Annotated in this window: 20 protein-coding genes and 1 pseudogene; 1 reads left to right on the top strand and 20 read right to left on the bottom strand. The window is 30.3% G+C overall.

Features of this window, described 5'->3' with window-relative positions:
• Positions 1-190: 190 nt before the first annotated feature.
• Positions 191-1,684: a threonine synthase gene (thrC, locus tag FVE75_RS03965; RefSeq protein WP_147005313.1), complete on the top strand. Its 1,494-nt coding sequence runs from the start codon at positions 191-193 to the stop codon at positions 1,682-1,684.
• A gap of 182 nt (positions 1,685-1,866) precedes the next feature.
• Here the strand turns inward: thrC and FVE75_RS03960 are convergent, their stop codons facing one another.
• The 20 genes and pseudogenes from FVE75_RS03960 to FVE75_RS03870 all read right to left on the bottom strand — a co-directional run bounded on the left by FVE75_RS03960 (position 1,867) and on the right by FVE75_RS03870 (position 19,532).
• Complete coding sequence (locus FVE75_RS03960) at positions 1,867-2,505, bottom strand: V-type ATP synthase subunit D (RefSeq protein WP_147005312.1); 639 nt, start codon at positions 2,503-2,505, stop codon at positions 1,867-1,869.
• A 3-nt stretch (positions 2,506-2,508) separates the two neighbouring features.
• Positions 2,509-3,888 carry a V-type ATP synthase subunit B gene (locus tag FVE75_RS03955; RefSeq protein ID WP_006803744.1) on the bottom strand — a complete coding sequence of 460 codons (1,380 nt, stop codon included), beginning with the start codon at positions 3,886-3,888 and terminating at the stop codon, positions 2,509-2,511.
• Positions 3,881-5,653, bottom strand: coding sequence for a V-type ATP synthase subunit A (locus tag FVE75_RS03950; protein WP_147005311.1), 1,773 nt, complete (start codon positions 5,651-5,653; stop codon positions 3,881-3,883). Before FVE75_RS03950 ends, FVE75_RS03955 begins: the two co-directional genes overlap by 8 nt.
• Before the next feature lie 17 nt (positions 5,654-5,670).
• The gene (locus FVE75_RS03945) at positions 5,671-5,979 is read right to left on the bottom strand and encodes a V-type ATP synthase subunit F (RefSeq protein WP_147005310.1); all 309 of its coding nucleotides are present in this window, start codon (positions 5,977-5,979) and stop codon (positions 5,671-5,673) included.
• Entirely contained in the window at positions 5,972-6,970 is a 999-nt protein-coding gene (locus tag FVE75_RS03940) for a V-type ATP synthase subunit C (RefSeq protein ID WP_147005309.1), read from the bottom strand. The genes FVE75_RS03945 and FVE75_RS03940 overlap by 8 nt, the downstream gene beginning before the upstream one ends.
• Before the next feature lie 94 nt (positions 6,971-7,064).
• The gene (locus FVE75_RS03935) at positions 7,065-7,616 is read right to left on the bottom strand and encodes a V-type ATP synthase subunit E (RefSeq protein WP_147005308.1); all 552 of its coding nucleotides are present in this window, start codon (positions 7,614-7,616) and stop codon (positions 7,065-7,067) included.
• 64 nt (positions 7,617-7,680) lie between these two features.
• Positions 7,681-8,155, bottom strand: a pseudogene (locus FVE75_RS03930) (V-type ATP synthase subunit K).
• A 103-nt stretch (positions 8,156-8,258) separates the two neighbouring features.
• Positions 8,259-9,377, bottom strand: a complete 1,119-nt coding sequence (locus FVE75_RS11265; RefSeq protein ID WP_232052623.1) for a V-type ATP synthase subunit I — start codon at positions 9,375-9,377, stop codon at positions 8,259-8,261.
• Complete coding sequence (locus FVE75_RS11260; RefSeq protein ID WP_232052622.1) at positions 9,359-10,231, bottom strand: V-type ATP synthase subunit I; 873 nt, start codon at positions 10,229-10,231, stop codon at positions 9,359-9,361. The genes FVE75_RS11265 and FVE75_RS11260 overlap by 19 nt, the downstream gene beginning before the upstream one ends.
• Complete coding sequence (locus tag FVE75_RS03920) at positions 10,231-10,542, bottom strand: ATP synthase F0 subunit B (protein ID WP_147005307.1); 312 nt, start codon at positions 10,540-10,542, stop codon at positions 10,231-10,233. Before FVE75_RS03920 ends, FVE75_RS11260 begins: the two co-directional genes overlap by 1 nt.
• Positions 10,543-10,753: 211 nt before the next feature.
• Positions 10,754-11,173: a cell division protein FtsL gene (locus tag FVE75_RS03915; RefSeq protein ID WP_147005306.1), complete on the bottom strand. Its 420-nt coding sequence runs from the start codon at positions 11,171-11,173 to the stop codon at positions 10,754-10,756.
• 8 nt (positions 11,174-11,181) lie between these two features.
• Positions 11,182-12,105, bottom strand: coding sequence for a 16S rRNA (cytosine(1402)-N(4))-methyltransferase RsmH (gene rsmH, locus FVE75_RS03910; RefSeq protein WP_147005305.1), 924 nt, complete (start codon positions 12,103-12,105; stop codon positions 11,182-11,184).
• Positions 12,106-12,340: 235 nt separating this feature from the next.
• The gene (locus FVE75_RS03905) at positions 12,341-12,901 is read right to left on the bottom strand and encodes a DJ-1 family glyoxalase III (protein WP_147005304.1); all 561 of its coding nucleotides are present in this window, start codon (positions 12,899-12,901) and stop codon (positions 12,341-12,343) included.
• A 134-nt stretch (positions 12,902-13,035) separates the two neighbouring features.
• A complete protein-coding gene (gene ptsP / locus FVE75_RS03900) occupies positions 13,036-14,739 on the bottom strand; it encodes a phosphoenolpyruvate--protein phosphotransferase (RefSeq protein WP_147005303.1) in 1,704 nt (567 codons plus the stop codon).
• Positions 14,740-14,828: 89 nt separating this feature from the next.
• Entirely contained in the window at positions 14,829-15,479 is a 651-nt protein-coding gene (locus tag FVE75_RS03895) for an ankyrin repeat domain-containing protein (RefSeq protein WP_232052621.1), read from the bottom strand.
• Positions 15,480-16,066: 587 nt separating this feature from the next.
• Complete coding sequence (locus FVE75_RS03890) at positions 16,067-16,486, bottom strand: lysozyme inhibitor LprI family protein (RefSeq protein WP_147005301.1); 420 nt, start codon at positions 16,484-16,486, stop codon at positions 16,067-16,069.
• A gap of 33 nt (positions 16,487-16,519) precedes the next feature.
• The gene (locus tag FVE75_RS03885; protein WP_147005300.1) at positions 16,520-16,951 is read right to left on the bottom strand and encodes a lysozyme inhibitor LprI family protein; all 432 of its coding nucleotides are present in this window, start codon (positions 16,949-16,951) and stop codon (positions 16,520-16,522) included.
• Between the two features lie 92 nt (positions 16,952-17,043).
• Positions 17,044-17,688 carry a hypothetical protein gene (locus tag FVE75_RS03880; protein ID WP_147005299.1) on the bottom strand — a complete coding sequence of 215 codons (645 nt, stop codon included), beginning with the start codon at positions 17,686-17,688 and terminating at the stop codon, positions 17,044-17,046.
• A 64-nt stretch (positions 17,689-17,752) separates the two neighbouring features.
• Positions 17,753-18,229: a hypothetical protein gene (locus tag FVE75_RS03875; RefSeq protein ID WP_147005298.1), complete on the bottom strand. Its 477-nt coding sequence runs from the start codon at positions 18,227-18,229 to the stop codon at positions 17,753-17,755.
• A gap of 94 nt (positions 18,230-18,323) precedes the next feature.
• A complete protein-coding gene (locus FVE75_RS03870) occupies positions 18,324-19,532 on the bottom strand; it encodes a DKNYY domain-containing protein (RefSeq protein WP_147005297.1) in 1,209 nt (402 codons plus the stop codon).
• Positions 19,533-19,563: the final 31 nt, after the last annotated feature.

The raw sequence follows: 19,563 nt of genomic DNA, 5'->3' as shown, positions 1-19,563 counted from the left end.
AAAAATTCCTCCTAAAATATTTTTGTATTTTTTTTACTTTGTATATTTTACAGTAAATATTATACCATATTTATATAAAAAGTCAATACTATAAGAAATAAAAGTGAAAAAATACTCTATTTCAATTGATTGGGGTATTTTTTTATGTTATAATACTTTATAAACAAAATAATTAAAAAGAGGTGTAATTATGAATTATAAAAGTACAAGAGGCGGCGAGTTACAAAGCTCTACTTTTGCGACATTACATGGACTTGCAAACGGCGGAGGGCTTTATATTCCTGAAAAATTGCCAGAAGTGAAATTGACTTATGATGAACTGAAAAATTTATCTTATCAAGAACTTTCAGAAAAAATTATAAAACTATTTTTTACCGAATTTTCAGATGAGGAAATAAAAAAAGCTGTTAATAGTGCTTATAATAGCTCTACTTTCAATGATGAAAATATTGTTCCTATACATAAACTAAATGAAAAAGTGAGTTTCGGAGAACTGTTTCATGGAAGAACATTGGCATTTAAAGATTTAGCTCTTTCATTATTCCCGTATTTACTGCTTTTAAGTAAAGAAAAACAAAAAGAAGATAAAAAAATATTGATTTTAGCTGCAACTTCTGGAGATACTGGAAAAGCTGCACTTGAAGGATTCAAAGATATTGACGGAATTAACATTGTCGTATTTTATCCTAAAAACGGAGTTAGCCCAATGCAGGAAGAACAAATGCGAAAACAGCTTGGAAACAATGTAGAAATAGTCGCAATAAACGGAAATTTTGACGATGCTCAAAGTGCCATAAAAGTCATTTTTTCAAGTGAAGAATTTAAAAAATACGCAAACGACCATAATGTAATGTTTTCCAGTGCAAACTCAATCAACATCGGAAGATTATTCCCACAAATTATATATTATGTATCGACTTACGTAAATTTGGTAAAGGCTGGAACAATTAAACCTAATGAGGAATTTAATGTTGTAGTTCCAACTGGTAACTTTGGAAATATTTTGGCTGGATTTATTGCTAAAAAACTTGGGATACCAATCAAAAAATTTATTTCGGCTTCAAACAAAAATAAAGTTCTAGCTGACTTCTTCCAAACTGGAATATACAATAAAAATAGAGATTTTTATGCAACAAATTCTCCATCAATGGATATTCTTCTTTCATCAAACTTTGAGAGATATCTATATTACGCATTAAACGAAAACTCTGAAAGAGTAAATGAATTAATCACAAACTTGCTTTCAGGAGGAGAGTTGTCTGTAAATGAAGAGGAATTGAAAAATATTCAAAATGAATTTTATGGAGAGTTTGCAAATGACGATGAAACTGTAAATGCAATTAAGAGTGTGTATGAAAATTATCATTATTTAATGGATCCTCACACAGCAGTTGCTTATTCTGTTTATGAAAAATTAGATAATAGTAATTTAGACAAAAACACTCACACTGTAATAATGTCAACAGCACACCCATTCAAATTCCCAACTCCAATTGCAAAAGCATTGGGAATTGATGAAACAAAAGATCCTTATACAATTTTAGATGAAATATCAGAAACTACTGGGGTAAAATTTCCAGAAAAATTAACAGAAGTCAGAAATTCAGAAATAAGATTTTCGAATGTAATTAATAAGACTGATATTCAAGATTTTGTGAAAAAATATATAAAAGATTTAAAGTAAAGAAATCAAAAGGAGATTTTTAAAAAATATTCAATATATACTCAAACCTACTAAAAATTATATAAATTTAGGTTTTGAGTAAAATAGTCATAACTTTTGAGTTTTGTTTTAAAGTAGTTTTACTATAAAAAGAGCCGCAATTAAGCGACTCTATTTTTTTATTTCAAAATAAATTTATAATTTTATGCTTTTTCTGCCATCATATCCTTAACTTTCATAAGCCTTGTGATACTTGATCTTTCATTTTCATCAAGTTTCATCTGAATATAACGGATTGTTTCTTCAAGCTGAGGAATTGTCATATATTCCAGTGCGTTTACACGCCGTCTTGTTTTTTCGACTTCATCTGCCATAAGCTGACATGCCTTTTCGGTTTCTGCCAGTTCCAGCAAGTCTTTCATTACTCGATTCAAGCCATCAACAGCATCATCTAAATCAGCAGATGTTTGAGCATATCCGTAGGGATAAGATACTTCTGCATTTTCTATATCTCTATTGAAAGTCATTGTTGGCACAATTACACTCATTACATTTTTAGTTTTTATATTTGCTAAAAGTTTATCTTCCGAATATGCAATAGCATTTTCTAGCATTTCATCAGACATTACTCCTCTTGCAAGTAAAAAATCCTTAAATGAATTTTGTAATTTTCCTTCCACTTCTTCACGCAATTTTCTATTCTGTTTTATTAAAATAATAAATTGACGCATAAGTTCGTCTTGCTTGTCCTTTAACAGTTTATGTCCACTTTTAGCAGTTTTTAGACGTATTTTTAAACGGCTCAGCTCCATTCTTGTAGGATTTACATTTAATCTTGCCATAGTCTATTCATCTCCTGCAGGCAAATATTTTTCCAAATATTCGTCTCTAATTCTTTTCAACTCTGTTCTTGGTAATATTTTTAGTAAATCCCATCCTAAATTTAAAGTGTCTTCAATAGTTCTGTTATTATCAAACCCTTGAGCTACATATTGTTCCTCAAATGCAGTTGTAAATTTAACAAATGCTTTATCAGTTTCAGATAATGCTGATTCTCCTAGAATTACAGCAAGTTCCTTTGCTTCCTTACCAGTTGCATAAGCTGCAAATAATTGGTTCATTGTATCTGCATGATCTTCTCTAGTTTTTCCTTTTCCAATCCCTTTATCCTTCAATCTTGAAAGTGATGGTAAAACATTTATTGGAGGCATTAAGTTCTGTTTGTATAAATCTCTTGACAAGATTATTTGCCCTTCTGTAATATATCCAGTCAAATCTGGAATCGGATGTGTCTTGTCATCTTCTGGCATTGTCAAAATTGGTATTTGCGTAATTGAACCTTCACGCCCTTTAATTCTTCCTGCTCTTTCATAAATTGTGGATAAGTCAGTATACAAGTATCCAGGATATCCTCTTCTTCCAGGAACTTCTTTTCTTGCTGCTGAAACTTCCCTTAACGCTTCACAATAGTTAGTCAAGTCAGTCAAAATTACAAGTACGTGCATTCCTTTCTCAAATGCCAAGTATTCTGCACAAGTAAGTGCCATTTTTGGTGTAGACAAACGTTCAATTGCAGGATCGTCAGCCAAGTTCATAAACAATACTGCCCTGTCAATTGCTCCTGTTTTTACAAAATCTTCCGTAAATGTCTGAGCTTCTTCAAAGGTAATTCCAATCGCTCCAAACACTACTGCAAATTTTGAATCTGTTCCCAAAACTTTTGCCTGTCTTGCAATTTGAAGTGCTAATTCTGCATGTGGAAGCCCTGAACCAGAGAAAATTGGTAATTTTTGACCTCTAACAAGGGTGTTTAGTCCATCAATCGCAGAAACTCCCGTTTGAATAAATTCTGACGGATAATCACGTGCAACTGGATTTATAGCCGTTCCATTTATATCCAATGTTTTTTCAGGAATTATTTTTGGTCCATTATCTTTTGGTCGACCCAATCCATCAAATACACGCCCTATCATATCTTCTGATACTCCAAGTGACAAAGGTCTACCCAAAAATCTTACTTTTGAATCCTTTAAATTAATTCCAGCTGAATTTTCAAATAGCTGTACTACTGCCTTATCACCATTTACTTCAAGTACACGTCCACGACGAAGTTCGCCGTTTTGTGTTTCAATTTCAACAAGTTCCTCGTATTTTATTCCTTCAACACCTTCAACAACCATCAACGGCCCTACTATTTCCTTAATAGTTTTGTATTCCTTAAGCATTTGCTACACCTCCTTTATTTACAAGTTCGTCAATTTCTTCTTCCAATTCTTTTGCTATTTCTTCAATTTTACCTAACTCTGCCTCAGGTAAATATTTTGCTCTTGCGATTCTTTCTCTTACAGGCATTGCAACGATTTCATTTAAATAAGCTCCATTTTCAAGCCCTCTTAATCCTTCATCATAGAACTTCAATACTAAGTCAAGCATTTTATCCTGTTTTTCAAGCGAAGTATAAGTATCTGATTCCATAAACGCATTTTGCTGCAAGTAATCTTCTCTTATTGATTTTGCAATTTCAAGCTTAAGCTGATCTTTTTCTGACAAAGTGTCCTTACCAACCAGCCTAACAATTTCCTGTAGACTATTTTCTTCTTGTAGTAATGAAATTGCACGTGCTCTATTTTTAGAAAATTTAGGCCCTACATTCTGATCCATCCAGTTATCAACTTTTCCTTGATACAATGAATATGAATTTAACCAGTTAATTGCTGGGAAATGACGTCTATATGCCAAATTGGCATCTAATCCCCAGAATACTTTAACAATACGAAGTGTAGCCTGAGATACTGGCTCTGAAATATCTCCACCTGGAGGAGAAACCGCTCCAATAACTGTCAATGCCCCTTCTCTTCCATCTTGTCCAAGACAAATTACTTTTCCTGCTCTTTCATAAAATTCAGCAGCTCTTGAACCTAGATAAGCTGGGTATCCTTCATCCCCTGGCATCTCTTCAAGCCGTCCAGACATTTCCCTAAGAGCTTCTGCCCATCTTGAAGTAGAATCTGCCATTATTGCCACTGAATATCCCATATCCCTAAAATATTCTGCAATTGTGATTCCAGTATAAATACTAGCTTCTCTGGCTGCAACTGGCATATTTGAAGTATTTGCTATAAGTACAGTTCTTTTCATTAATGATTGTCCAGTTTTTGGATCTATAATTTCTGGAAATTCCATAAGAACGTCCGTCATCTCATTTCCACGTTCTCCACATCCTACATAAACTATAATTTCAGCATCTGCCCATTTAGCCATTTGGTGTTGTACAACTGTTTTTCCAGATCCAAAAGGTCCTGGAACACATGCAGTCCCACCTTTAGTTACAGGGAAGAATGTGTCAATTACTCTTTGTCCTGTAATTAATGGAGCTTCCGGGTTTAATTTTTGTTTATATTTTCTTCCACGTCTTACTGGCCATTTTTGCATCATTTGAACTTCTACTTCACCTTTTTCAGTTTCAATTACTGCAATTGTGTCAACTACTGTGTAACTTCCACTTTTAATAGTTTTCAACGTTCCTTTAATTCCAGCTGGAACCATAATTTTATGATTTACAACAGAAGTTTCCTGAACAGTTCCTAATATATCCCCAGTTTCAACTGTTGCTCCAACCGATAGCACAGGTTCAAATTCCCATTTTTTCTCTCTATTTAAAGGTTTTACTTCTATTCCTTTTTCCAAAAAGTCTCCTGCTATTTCCTGATATTCCTTTAGTGGACGTTGAATTCCATCAAACATCGCTTCAATAAGTCCAGGTCCCAATTCAACACTCAAAGGCTCTCCAGTTGTGAAAACCTCTTCTCCTGGCCCAATTCCTGATGTTTCTTCATATACTTGAATAGAAGCCTGATCGCCTCTCATTTCAATAATTTCACCTATCAATTTTTTCTCCGAAACTCTTACCACATCATATACATTGGCATTTTCCATACCTTCTGCAACAACAAGAGGTCCAGAAACTTTTATTATTCTTCCTGTTTTCAATGAATTTCTCCTTTCATCTAAAATATATTAGATCCTATCGCTTTTTCAACATACTCATCTATCTTTTTAAGCCCAATTCCCAAACTTCCCTGATTATTCGGAATCAAAATAACAGCTGGAAGCACTTCACGGTTGTATCTTTCGATGGTATTTTCAATTAATGCGGCAATTTGTTCAGTCACAAAGATAATACCATAGTCATTACTTGCCATCTCATCAATCGTACTTCTTGCCTCTTCCTTTGTAACAACAGGATATACATCAATTCCTAGTGCCTTAAACGATAAAATAGAATCCTTATCTCCAACTACACCTATTTTATGCATAAGTTTCACGCAACCTTTCCCTTATTTTATCTGAACTTATGTTGTTTATTTTGCTTACCATTATCATTCTAACTGCATTGATTTCACGCTCTTTTGCAACTAGATATGTGAATAATGGCTCTGGTCCAAATACAACATATTTTGATTCTTTATTTAATTCCATCAGGTAATTATCTGAAATTTTTTCAAGTTCTGACAATCTTTTTGTTTCGCTAAATGCTTCTAATCCTTTTACTAGATATGTCCCCAGTTTTTCTTTCTTAAACTTATTCAAGATAGTGTCTGTATTATCATTTATTGATGCAACAATTTTATTTTTTGAAATTGTCCCACCTTCAAAAATAACAGTTTCGAGAAATCTTGCATCACGTTTTTGCTTCTGAACTCTAAATAGAGTTATCATATTTTGAAAGTCTATCAATCCTTCTACATAATCAGTAATTACTTTTACGTCAATTTCCTTTGCAAGCCTTGATAGATTTCTAAAATAATGTTTATCTACAATTATATCAATTCTCTGAGGATTATGATTTTCTTCAAAATCCTTCTGAACTTCAGCAATTGCCTCCATTATTTCTTGTGGCAAGTCGTTGCTTTGTGATTCAAATTTTGCCTTAAATTTACTAGCATCAATCATTCCAGCCTGCATAAGCAAACTTGAAAAATCTTTTCCTGTTATTTTACTTTTTAACAACACTTTTAAATTATGATAATCATATTTAAGAGATAAAATGTCAACAATTCCAGTATTTTTTATCATATTTCTTACAATTGAAAATACACGTTCTGTTTCTCTTTTTAAGATTATTTCATAATCCTGGCTTCCATGAATATCAGCCATATCTTGAGAATATTCTGTTTCTCCCAGTAATTTTAGCACTTCTTCGGGAGTCTGGGCTTCTATCATTCGTTCCAGCCTATTTCTAGTCAAAAGCCTTTTTTCCAGTATTCTAATAGTTACGACACTTTGTCCGTAATCCATTCTATCCATTTTTTTCTCCCTTTAATTACAAATTCCAGTTAATTATAAAATTTATTTTATAAAAACAGTCATAAAACTTAAATTTTTATAAATTTTATTTAAATTATGAAAAAAGTAGTCTGGAAATTTCGACTTCCAGTTCATCTCTCATAAAATCCAATTTTACTTCAAAAGTATAATTTTCCTGAATTCCATTTTCTTCAATGATAAATCCTGAACTTACAAACTCATTTTCCTTAACTTTTGCAGTTGAAAACTCTTGTTTCACTTTATCTACAAATTCTTTTTTTACAATTAACTCTTTTCCAACTATAGAATTTTTATCAATATTCTGATTCAAATAATTGATGTAGTCATTCTCATTCATATTAACAAGTTTTGCTTTTAGTTTATCTATAACTTTGTTAATTACTGTCTGTTTTGCCTTCAATTTTTCATTTCTAGACTTTAAGTTTGCACTTGACTTAATTCTATCTGAAAGCAGTTCACGTTCTCTTCTTGCATTTTCAAGTAATGTTTGTTTTTTCGCATCAACTTTTTTTATTTCCAAATCATATTTTTGCTTTGCTTTTTCTTCAGCATCTTTTATGATTCCATCTGCTTTCGATTTAGCATCAGTTATTATTTTTGATGTTAAATTATCTAAATTAGACATACTTACTCCTTTTCCGTTTTTTATGTCATATTTACACTCTATCTGTTTATTTTATAAAATAAAATTAGAATTTCGCTAATAACATAATTGATACAACGAATGCCAATAATGCATAAGTTTCAACCATTACTGCATAAATAATTCCTTTTGTATTTTGTTCCTCATTTTTTGCTAGCAAGCTAATTCCAGATGCTGCAACTCTTCCTTGTGCAATCCGCTGAACCATACCCTGCAAGAGCAACTGGAAGACATGCCATTAAGATTCCAAGTCCATTTTGGAAAGTCATACTTGCATTTAATTTTCCTAATACCATAAGTCCAATAACGAATCCATATAATCCTTGTGTTCCTGGAAGCAATTGTAATACTAACGATTTACCAAATTTTTCAGGCTCTTCACTCATAAGCCCTGTTGCCACTTCTCCAACTATTCCTACACCTTTTGCTGATCCAATTCCTGATAATAATGTCGCTAACGCCGCACCTAATGTCGCCATCACGATTCCTCCATTTTGTACTAAAAACTGTGAAACATTCATTTTATTTCCTCCTAATTTTTTATATTTTTATTTTAACAATTTAACTTAATTTTTTATTTTTCACAAACAAAATTTATTCAATTAAAATAAATTCATTATTAAATTAATCATCCATGTTTATATATTTACTTTCTGTTCTAAAGTCCTTAAATGGTTTTCCTCCACCTTCGTAGAACTTACCAAAATATTCAACATACATAAGTCTTGAAGTATGGACATAAGCTCCTAAGAAAGATAAGAACATATTAAATAGATGCCCACCTATCAATATTACTGGTACAAATATCATTCCAAACCAATTTCCACTAATCATTCCAGCAATCATATTTATGGCCGATGCGATAAATCCACCAGAAAGGCCTAAAGCCATAAGTCTTGAATACGATACAAAATCACCTACATAACTTGAAATTCCGTAAAGGCTGTAAAGTCCTCCACCTAATTTTGCACCAACTCCTTTAGCCTCACGTCCACCAGTAAGTACAATTCCGACCATTCCAGCAATCATAATCCACATCGAAATACTTGTTACAATAGGCGATAAATTCATCAATTTGAATATTAAATACACCATTCCGCCCATAAGTGCCATATACCAGAATAGCACATCATAAACTGCATCCAGCGATTTTCCATCTCTAATCAATAGATACGCCTTTATTCCAAGCCCAATAAATATATGAACTACACCAAATATAATTGAGCCAATTAATAAGCTATTATATTGTTTTGCAGGATTTACAAGTCGCCATACTCCATTTATTTCTGCACCAAAATACGAACCATACAAAATTCCCCAGAAAATAACAGAAAAACTTAAATAAAAGAAAAATTTAACAGATTTTCTCATTTGAGAACTTAAATTAACTACTTTTAAAACAAATATTGTTGCAAGCAATAACACAAGCCCGTAACCCACATCTGCTCCCATCATCCCAAAGAATAAAATATAAAATGGTGTAAATAAAGGCGTTGGATCGATTTCATTATATCTTGGATAAGCATACATCCCTGTCAAATTTTCAAATACAGTTGCAACCTTTCCATTTTTTAACTTAATCGGCACTGTCTCGTCATTTTTATCTGCTTCTGTAACTTTTAGATAATAATTATCATCCGCTTCACTTTTTACAACTTTTTCAAATTCCTCTATTTTTTCTTCTGGAATCCATCCTTTTATTAAAACAGTATTTTCAGTTTGTGCTAATTTTTCTGATTCCACAATACGCAATTTTTATTTTGTAAATATTCATAAACCGCTTGTAAATCGTTCAAATCTTCACTATAAGTTTTAATTTGAGATTTTAATTTACGTTTTTGTTTTTTCAGCTCTTCTATTTCTTTTTGCAACTTAACTTTATATTCACGTGGAACTGCATCAATATCAAGATTTTCCACACTAAAACTATTATTTCTAAAAATTTCAGATAATTTTTCCTTTTCGTTTTCGTCATTACTTGAAATTACAAGATAATAGACTTCATCTTTAGAAATTCTTAGTTCCTCATAATAAATCTTATCAAGTTCAGAAATTCCTTCAATAAAGTTACCTTTGAGCTTTATTGGTATTGTTCCTAAAAATGTATTTACCTTTTTCAGACTTTTTAACTCTTTAGGATTTACATCTAGCCGTTCCCATAACTCTATTTCATCATAGTGTGCGTATTTTTTTGAAATTTCTGATTTTATCTGTGAATACTGCACTCCAATCGAATTCAATTCTGAAGAAATTTTTTTCCAGTCATAATCCAATGCCTTTTTAGACAATGTATCAAAAGTATAATTATCATTTCCATGAATAATATCTCTTAAACGTGTTTTTCTCTCATCGTACTTTTTAATAAGAGAAATTGCATTATTCAACTGATAAAGTCTTTCGTCAATATGTGTTAATTCTTCGTTGTTCACATATTTTGTAACACCTTCAACTGCATCCTTGTCTATTTCTCCATTTTCATCATGTAATTTAATATCAACAAAATTTACTTCCTTGAATTTTTGAAGTGCCTTCAATATTTTAGCTCTTTGTTCTGCGAAAACAACTAATTCAAATTTACTCATTTTAACTATTGCCATTATTTCACAATCCTCTCCGCTAATAAATTAACAACTTCATCTATTCTCTTTTCATCAATATTAAGAATCCTGTTTACATCCTCCTCTTCACTATTCAAGAGGGAGTTCACTTTTTTTTCAGCATCCTCTATTGACTGATTTTTTAGATTTTCAGCTTCAATACTGGCTTCAGAAATTATTTTATCGCTGTCATCTTTTATCTTTTGCTCAATATTTTTCAAAATATCTTTTGCTTTTTCATTTGCATCAGCAATAATTCTATCCGATTCACTTTCAGCATTTTTTATTTTTTCTAAAACTTCTTTTGCCAAGATATAACCTCCTTCGTAAATTATTTTTACTATTACCAAATGTTTTATTTTTTTATAAATAAAAACACAAAAACAAATTGACTTATTAGTCATTATATATATTATGTTATCAATTTTTTGGGCTATTGTCAAGCCTTTATTCCTATATTTTACAACTCTTTCTCGTATAAAAAAATATAACACTCTTAAATTATGCTATTTTTTTTTACTACTAATTTTTCAAATCTATATATGTTGGATTATTTGGAATAGAAAATCCTTTTTCTTTTGCTTTTTGTTCTTTCGTTTTCAAATCATCGCTATTGACATACTTATTATCTAGTCTCTCAACTTCTTTTTTCAATTCTTTCAACTGCAATTCTTTTTTTTGTATTTTTCTACCCAAATTAGCTACATCATATCCAACAAAAGCTCTTAACAATGCTACTGCAGTTACAATTGTAACATAAAACAAAACAGTTTTTATAACCTTTTTATCAAGTCCTGCAGTTCTAGAAAGCTTTCTTTTAATTCCTTTAGGAGCTACTATTCTTTCTCTTCTTGCATCTTCATGAGATCTTGCTGTATTTGTAATTTTTGGAACATCAAGTATTTCCATTTGCATTTTTTTGTTTTTTGAAACACCATTCATAATCTTTATTAACTCCTTTCAAAAATTCTTAATTTTGCTGAATGTGCTCTGTTATTTTCTTCTAACTCTGATTCTTTAGCAATAATTGGCTTTCTTGTAATTATCTTTCCTAGACTTTTTTTGTTGCATACACATATTGGTATGTCTTTTGGACAAGTACATGGATTTTCATATTCACGAAATTTTTCCTTCACAATTCTATCTTCCAGCGAATGAAAAGTAATTACTAAAAGCCTGCCATTTTTATTAAGCAGTTTTACTGCCTTATCCAATGTTTCATTTAAAACTTCAAGTTCTTTATTTACAAAAATCCTGATAGCCTGAAATGTTCTTTTGGCAGGATGTCGCTTCATGCTTTTTCCTATTGATTTTATAACAATATCTGCAAGCTCTGTTGTAGTTTCAATCGACTTATTTTTTCTATATTCTACGATTTTTTTAGCAATCTTTCTTGATTTTGGCTCTTCACCATATTTATAAATAATATCAGCTATTTCCTTTTCAGAAAAATCGTTAACAACTTCATAAGCACTTATTTCCAAGTTATTATCCATCCGCATATCCAACTTTGCTTCAAACCTGTATGAAAACCCTCTTTTAGCGTTATCCAATTGATTTGAGGAAACTCCTATATCCATCAATATCCTGTCTACTTTTTCAAAACCTCCTAGGTAAACAGCCGTGTCGATATTTCTAAAATTATCTTGAAATATCTGGAGTTTATTTCCATACTGTTCAAGTCTTTTTTTAGCAAATTCAATCGCCTGTATATCCTGATCAATTGCAATAACTTTTGAATTTTCAGAAGATTTTTTTAGGATACCTTCTGTATGCCCACCACCACCAAGCGTGCAGTCAACATAAACTGCATCATTATCTGTTATTATATTTTCTATCACTTCATCAAACAACACAGGTTTATGGTATTCCATAAAATTCTCCTTTAAATATTTTTAATTATGAAGTTCAATTTTATACAAAACTCCTTGAAATTAATTCTAAAATTTTAACATTCATTATTAATATAATTTCATTGAATCAATAGTTACAATCTCATTAATTATCAAATTATTTTATTTATTTCATAATTACTGAAACATTTTACCACACTTTTCTTATTTTTTCCATATAACTTTTTAAATTTTTTATTTTTTGTTTTACAACTTTTTAAAGCACAATTTCCTTTGAAACTTTTTCAGCATTTTCTTCACCCAAAAGTTCACTAATAATCATAAGTGAAAAGTCCATTGCCGTTCCAGCACTTCTGCTCGTTACAACATTTCCATCTGTAATTACTCTTTCTTTTACCAAAATAGCCTTGCTCTTTAGCAAATCCTCTTCACAAGCTGGAAAACATACCACCTTTTTCCCCTCCAATATTTTAAGACTTGCTAATACAGTCGGAGCTGCACATATAGCCGCAATTTTTTTGTTTTCTTCATCTTTTGAAAATTTTAGTATATTATCTAAAAGTTTTTGAGAGTTAAAATAATTTTTTACCCCAGGACCGCCAGGTAATATCAACATATCATATTCAGAAAAATTAATTTCATCAATTATCTTATCTGCCAATATTCTCATTTTTCTTGCACTTTCTACAAGATTTTCTTTTGTAATTGAAATTGTATCTACAGTAATTTCAGCTCTTTGAAGTAAATCAATTGGTGTAACTGCTTCAATCTCCTCAAATCCGTTTGCTAAAAATACTGCCACTTTTCTATTTTTCATATCTTTCACTCCTAAACTATAAACTCGAAAAACGGTTATTTGTTAATATTCAATATCAATAAAGAAACAAATAATAATTCTATTTTTAAGGCGAAAAAAGGCTAATAAAACTAACTAGCCTTTTTTACAATTTATTATAATTTTTCTACAACCTCTTCAGGTGTATCTTGCTGTAAAATTAAATCTCTAAATTTTTTTGCATCTGCATAATTACTGTTTCTAATTATCTTTTTGATAGTCAATCCTGACGATGCACTCATACTGAATGAATCAAGTCCCATTCCTAGCAATAATTTAGTCGCTCTTTTATCTCCGGCAAACTCTCCACACATACTAACGTTTATATTAGCTCCATGCGCAGCATCAATTACTTTTTGAATAGCTTCTAATACTGCAGGATTGAATGAATTGTATAAGTTTGCAACCATTTCATTTCCTCTATCTACAGCTAGGAAATATTGTGTCAAGTCATTAGTTCCTATTGAGAAGAAGTCAACTTCTTTTGCAAATTTATAGGCAATAATTGCTGTTGAAGGAGTTTCAACCATTATTCCTACTTTTATATTTCTATCATAAATTTTTCCAATTTCATCAAGTTCTCTTTTACATTCTTCCAAAATAGCATTTGCTTTTCTGATTTCATTAACTGAACTTATCATTGGATACATAATTTTAATTTGTCCATATTGAGAAGCTCTCAAAATAGCTCTTAATTGAGTTTTGAACATATCTTTATTTTCTAACGAAATTCTGATTGCTCTATATCCTAAAAACGGATTTAATTCTTTTGGCAAGTCTAAATAAGGTAATTCTTTATCTCCACCAATATCCATTGTTCTTATTGTTACAGGTTTTCCTTGCATTTTTTCAGCAACTACTCTATATGCACGATATTGTTCTTCTTCTGTTGGGAAATGATCAGAGTTCATAAATAAGAATTCTGTTCTATACAATCCAATTCCTGTAGCTCCTGATTCAATTACAGCGTCAACATCATTAGGGCTACCAATATTCCCCCAAATATCAACTTTTCTACCATCAAGAGTTACTGCATCTTCATGAATTAATTTTTTCAATTCCTCTTTTTCTTTTCTCAATTCTTCTTGTTTTTTGATATAGTCCTTTACTAAATCTTCTGTTGGATTCAAGTATAATTCACCTGTTTCTCCATCCATAACAACAACTTCTCCATCTTTAACTTCACTAAGAATCCCTTTTACTCCAACTACTGCTGGTAATTCAAGTGATCTTGCCATAATCGCAGAGTGAGCTGTTTTCCCTCCAATTTCTGTAATAAATCCTATGCAGTTTTCTAAATCTAATTGAGCTGTGTCAGATGGTGTCAAATCCTCTGTTACAACTATTGTTCCTGGCTCTAAATTACTTAGGTCATGTATTTTCATTCCCAACAAGTTTTTAAGCCATCTTTTACCAATATCTTGTAAATCAGCAGCTCTTTCTCTTAAATACGGATCATCCAATTTTGAAATCATATCACAATATTCATTAATTCCATCATGCAGCGCTTTTGCAGCAGGAAGACCTTCCCCTTTAATCTTATCCTCAACTTCCATAATTAAATCTTCATCTTCAAGAAGCATAATATGACCATCGAAAATTGCTGCTTTATCTTCTCCCATTTTTTCCTTTACTTTTTCTCTAATTGCGATTAATTGTATTTTAGATTGTTTCAATCCATCTCTCAATTTCGCTAATTCAGCCTCAATTGTTGAATTCTCAGCTTTAGTTTCTGGGATAACAATTTCCTCTGCGATAAAAAGTAATACTTTACCTATAGATACTCCTTCTGAAGCACCAATTCCTGTCATTCGTTTCATTTTTTTCTCCTCTATATATAATTTTTTTTATTACAAACAAATTTAAAGTGGCTTCTCATATATTTTTTTATATTTGAAATATTTCATAACTAATAATATTTACTTCGATTAGCCTTTATATGATCCCTCAATATCTTAACAATTTCACCTTTTCCAAATTTTGTTGCCATATCCATCGGAGTTCCTCCATGTTTATCAGTAATTGTAGGATTTGCACCGTATTGCAACAGCATTTTTACAATTTTTGCATTTGCTTTCAATGTTGCATCCTCAAGCGGAGTCCACCCATCAATAGTACTTCCAATATTTACAAGTCTAGAATCTTTTTTTAATAAAATTTCCACAGCTTCTTCATTTTCGTAGTATGCAGCTGTTCCAAGAGTTGTTCTGTTAAAAATTGGATGTGTTTCATAAAGATTCGCACCATTTTCTATCAGAAGTTTTAAAATTTCCTGATTCTTCGCTTCAATAGCGACAATAATTGGAGTATACCCATCCTGACTCTTTGCATTGACATCAATCAGTTTTCCTCCACCTTCAAATAATAATGATTCATCTATATTAACTCCATATACTCCCACAGGCCTATTTACAATCTCATCTGTCACTCTTTTACGATTTGCAATATTTCTTTCTGTTGCAAGAAAAAACTGTACATATTTATTATTATGGCCACGTATAGCATCAAGAACTGATTTTAGATGTCTTTCTTTTTCATCTGCCTCCCTTTTTTTTGTCACAAGATTTTCTCCAGTATTGTATTTAAAATTTAAAGGAAACATTATGTGACTGAAAGTTACCAAAATCATAATAAAAATCATTTTATTTTTTTTAATTAAAAAAAACTTTTTCACTTTTATACCTCACTAATAATATTATACCATATCATTTAAAAAGTGCAAACACTTTTTCCTGCTTTACACATTTTTTTCTTCTTTTATATTTTTTGCCAAATTTATAATAATTTTGCAGAATTACTTTTTATAGTATATGTTTAACAAATTTTGAATCGCATATAGTTTCTAATAGTATTAGTATTAATATTTAATTTTTAAATTGTACTCAAACTTATTTAAAATTTAACTAATAAAAATTATATGAATTAAAGGCTTTAGTAAAATACTCATATTTTTTAAGTTCGGTTTTAAGCAAATTTTAGTAGAACAAATAAAAATAGTTATGAAATATACCTAACTTTCTTTAACAGTGAAATCCTCAAAGTTATTTTGTTGTGTATTTATTCCATAACTATTAATTTATTTCATTTTAATCAACTTTTTTACAATAAATCAAAATCCTTTTTTAATTTAACCTAATATTCTAAATACTATTTAGAAAGATTGTCATATCTTTTTGCAAGCTTCAAAGCTCTTTCTTCTGTCATAGAAAGTCCAGTTCCAGCTGCTCCAAACACAGCCATTTTAGGTCCATCCTCTTCATCATTCAGTGCTTTTTTTATAGCCGCTTTCCTGTCATTTAGCCATTTTGCCTGTTCAGCCTTAAATTTTGACTGTTCTTTTGCTGGTAATTTTTTCAAAATTAAATCATACACTTTGTTCATTTCTTTTTCCCATTCATCTGTTAATTCAGAGCTGGCATTCAACATATCTGCTGTCGTTCCTTCAAATTTTGATTCAAGTTTTTCTTCCGCAACTTTCATACGTTCCTTTAACCCATCTTCATATTTTCCAGCAAACGCAACTGCTCCTACAAGCAACATTCCTGCTATTAATAATATTTTTTTCATAAATTTCTCCTCCTAAAATATAAATGTTATATTTTATTTACTTTTATTTAATCTATCGTATTTTTTAGCCAGTTCCAAAGCTCTATTTTTTGTTATATCTAGTCTATTATTAGCCGACAATTCTCCCGCCATTCTTTCTCCATGTTCGGCAACATAGTTATTATAAGCCTTAGTTGTTTTTGTTTCTCTATCTTTTATCCATTTTTGCTGCTCAGCTTTAAATTTTGTTTTTTCTTTTGCTGGTAATTTTTTCAAAATTAAATCATACACTTTATTCACTTCTTTTTCCCATGCATCATCTAAATCTACTGAAGCATTAACCATATCAGCTCTTACTCCGCTATCCCATCCAGCTTGTGCTTTTTCTTCTGCAGCTTTCATTCTTTCTGTCATTTCATTTTCATAATTTCCAGCAAATGCAACTGCTCCTACAAGTAATAATCCTGCTATTAGTAATTTTCTCATTTTTTATCAACTCCTATTTTTATTTTTTTATATTTTGTATTAAATCATAAACTCTTTTTTTAGTCAACTTAATTTTAAATAAAATTCAGATATTAATTATATCCTGTTGGACAATAATCTTTTAATATATATGGAAGAATTATATTCCCGTCCTTATCAATTTCAACCATTGTTTGAAGTTTTGTATCAAAAGTAAATCTTCTGTCATCTTCAGTATCTTTAGTTCCATATTCAACGGTAAATCCATTTTTTGCTACAGTTATAAGTTCGTCCCATCCGTCGTCATCCTCACCATGTAAATACCACTTTCCATTTTTCTGAACAATTTCAAATAATTGATCACACCAGTATCCCTTCACTTTATTCATATTAAAGTTTGTATCTACTGTTGCTTTTGTTTTTTCAGGCAGTTCAATAAAAAGTATCTGATCTGTATCATTTTTAGCAAGGGTTACTAAAGTTTTCATTTTTGTATCATAAGCATAAGTTTCTTTTTCATGTTTTTTGTAATTTGCTGAAAATTTTCCATTTTTTTCAATTACTATAGGAACTGTTTCTGTTGCGTCAAATCCGTCATGTATTTTTGTTATGTACCATTTTTCATTTTTTTTAAATATTTCAATACCTTGATATTTTCCTGCCGCCTTCTCCAAATTATGTTTTCCATCTGTAGTAACCTTTACTGCAAATGCTGGTATTGCAGCTAACGCCATAATTAAAAATAATATTTTTTTCATAATTATTACCTGCTCTTTCTATTTAAATTTATCATTTAATAATTTTTCATTTTTTAATCACAATTTATTTGTATAATTTATAATAATCACGATATAATTTATACATTTCAGGATTATCCTCAGGGAATCTTCTCAAAGTTTCAGGATCATCAACTTTATCGTAGTTTTCATCACGTACAATACTGATTATTCTTTTCGTTTTTCTATTCAAAATTACTGGTTCTTTTAATTTTGTATCGTATCCAACACAGATATATTCATCACAAAGAACATTTTTTTCCTTAACTGCATCTGAAATTAGTGGTGGTTCATTTTCATCTCCAGTATCAGAAGCGTAATTCCAGAATTGATACTTCCCATTTTTTAATTTCTTAATTTCTATCGAAGTATCATCAGCAGTTATCTCTCTTTTCAGTAATATTTCCTCATGCAATTTTCCATCACTTGTAAAAGGTAAATCATAGCCTTTGTAACTAAATTCTTCTTCTGAAAACCCAATAACCCCTATTAATAACAATAATGCCATAATAATTTTTTTCATTTTTATTTCCTCCAATTTTTTATTTTTTCTACTAACAATATATCATAATTTTATTAAAGAAAAATGAGAGTTTTTCTTTTACTTCTTATTTTTTCTAGTCTGCTTTTACTGTTTCATAAATTTTATTTTTATCTTTTATTTCATATACACCTTTTTCATGATTATATTTCATATCAAAACTTTCATAATCAGCACCTGTCAGAACTTTACCTTTAAAATAGACATTTCTTCTTCCTTTTGCATATTCTGTATCGCCATATGCACGAAACTCATGGCTTTCTGCTTTTTCAAGTTTTTTAAATGCACCTTCATCTGTGTCTAAGTAATAAACTACATCATACTTATTTATATACTTGTCATTATATGTCGATAAATTATACGGATCAACTTTAGGAGCGTCTTTTATTTTTACAAGTTTATGATTTTTTACAAAATACATACTGTCCTTATCATGATACAAATTAGTTTTGACTGCTAACTGTGAAAGATTTTCAATATCCACTTCCTTACTATCTATTGGAGCTACACTTCCATCTTCCTCAACAATGTAAAATCCATTTTTATCTTCTATAAGAAAATTGTCAACTAATCTGCTTACTTTCTTAAATGTTTTTACATCTATACCTTTTAATTTCTTGTTTTCATAATAGACATTGTTTTTATCTTTTGAATAATAATTATTTACTACAGATTTAAAATCATATGTTAATTCAAATGTGTTTTTATCTGCTCCTTCTATTTTTTTATTTCTATAATAAACATTATTTTTATCCTCTATATAAGGAAGTTCTATTATCTTAACAGTATCTTTATCAATACCCAATATCCTCTTACCTTCCAAATAAATATTATTTTTATCTTTTGAAAAACCGTCACTTCCTATTTGGAATGTAGATAAATCTGCTCCTATTATTTTTCTACCTGAGTAATAAATATTATTTTTATCTCTCGTATATAATTTGTTTATCACTTCAAAAGTTTGACTATCATATGGTAATTTTTCCAGTACCAAATTATCGCTATCTCCATCCATACTGTAAATGATACTGTAAATTCCATTTTTATCTTTTAGATATTGATGTACACTTCCGCTAACATTTATAATTTGAAAAGTAATTGGATCTAGCTCTTCTAATTTTTTCCATCCTGTATTTTCCCAAACATAAACTCCATTCTTATCTTTTGAATATGTAGCAGTTATTTCCTGAAATGTTGCTTTATCTATTTTTGGATTATTTCCTGCATAACTTACATTTGCTACTAAAATCATAATTAGAAATATTTTAAAAATTTTGCTTTTCATAGATAATATCTCTCCTTCGTTATTTTTTAAT

The organism is Leptotrichia hongkongensis (genome assembly GCF_007990635.1).
GTDB lineage: Bacteria > Fusobacteriota > Fusobacteriia > Fusobacteriales > Leptotrichiaceae > Leptotrichia > Leptotrichia hongkongensis.
Note: the sequence above shows the minus strand (reverse complement) of the source record. Positions and strands in the feature narration are given on the sequence as shown.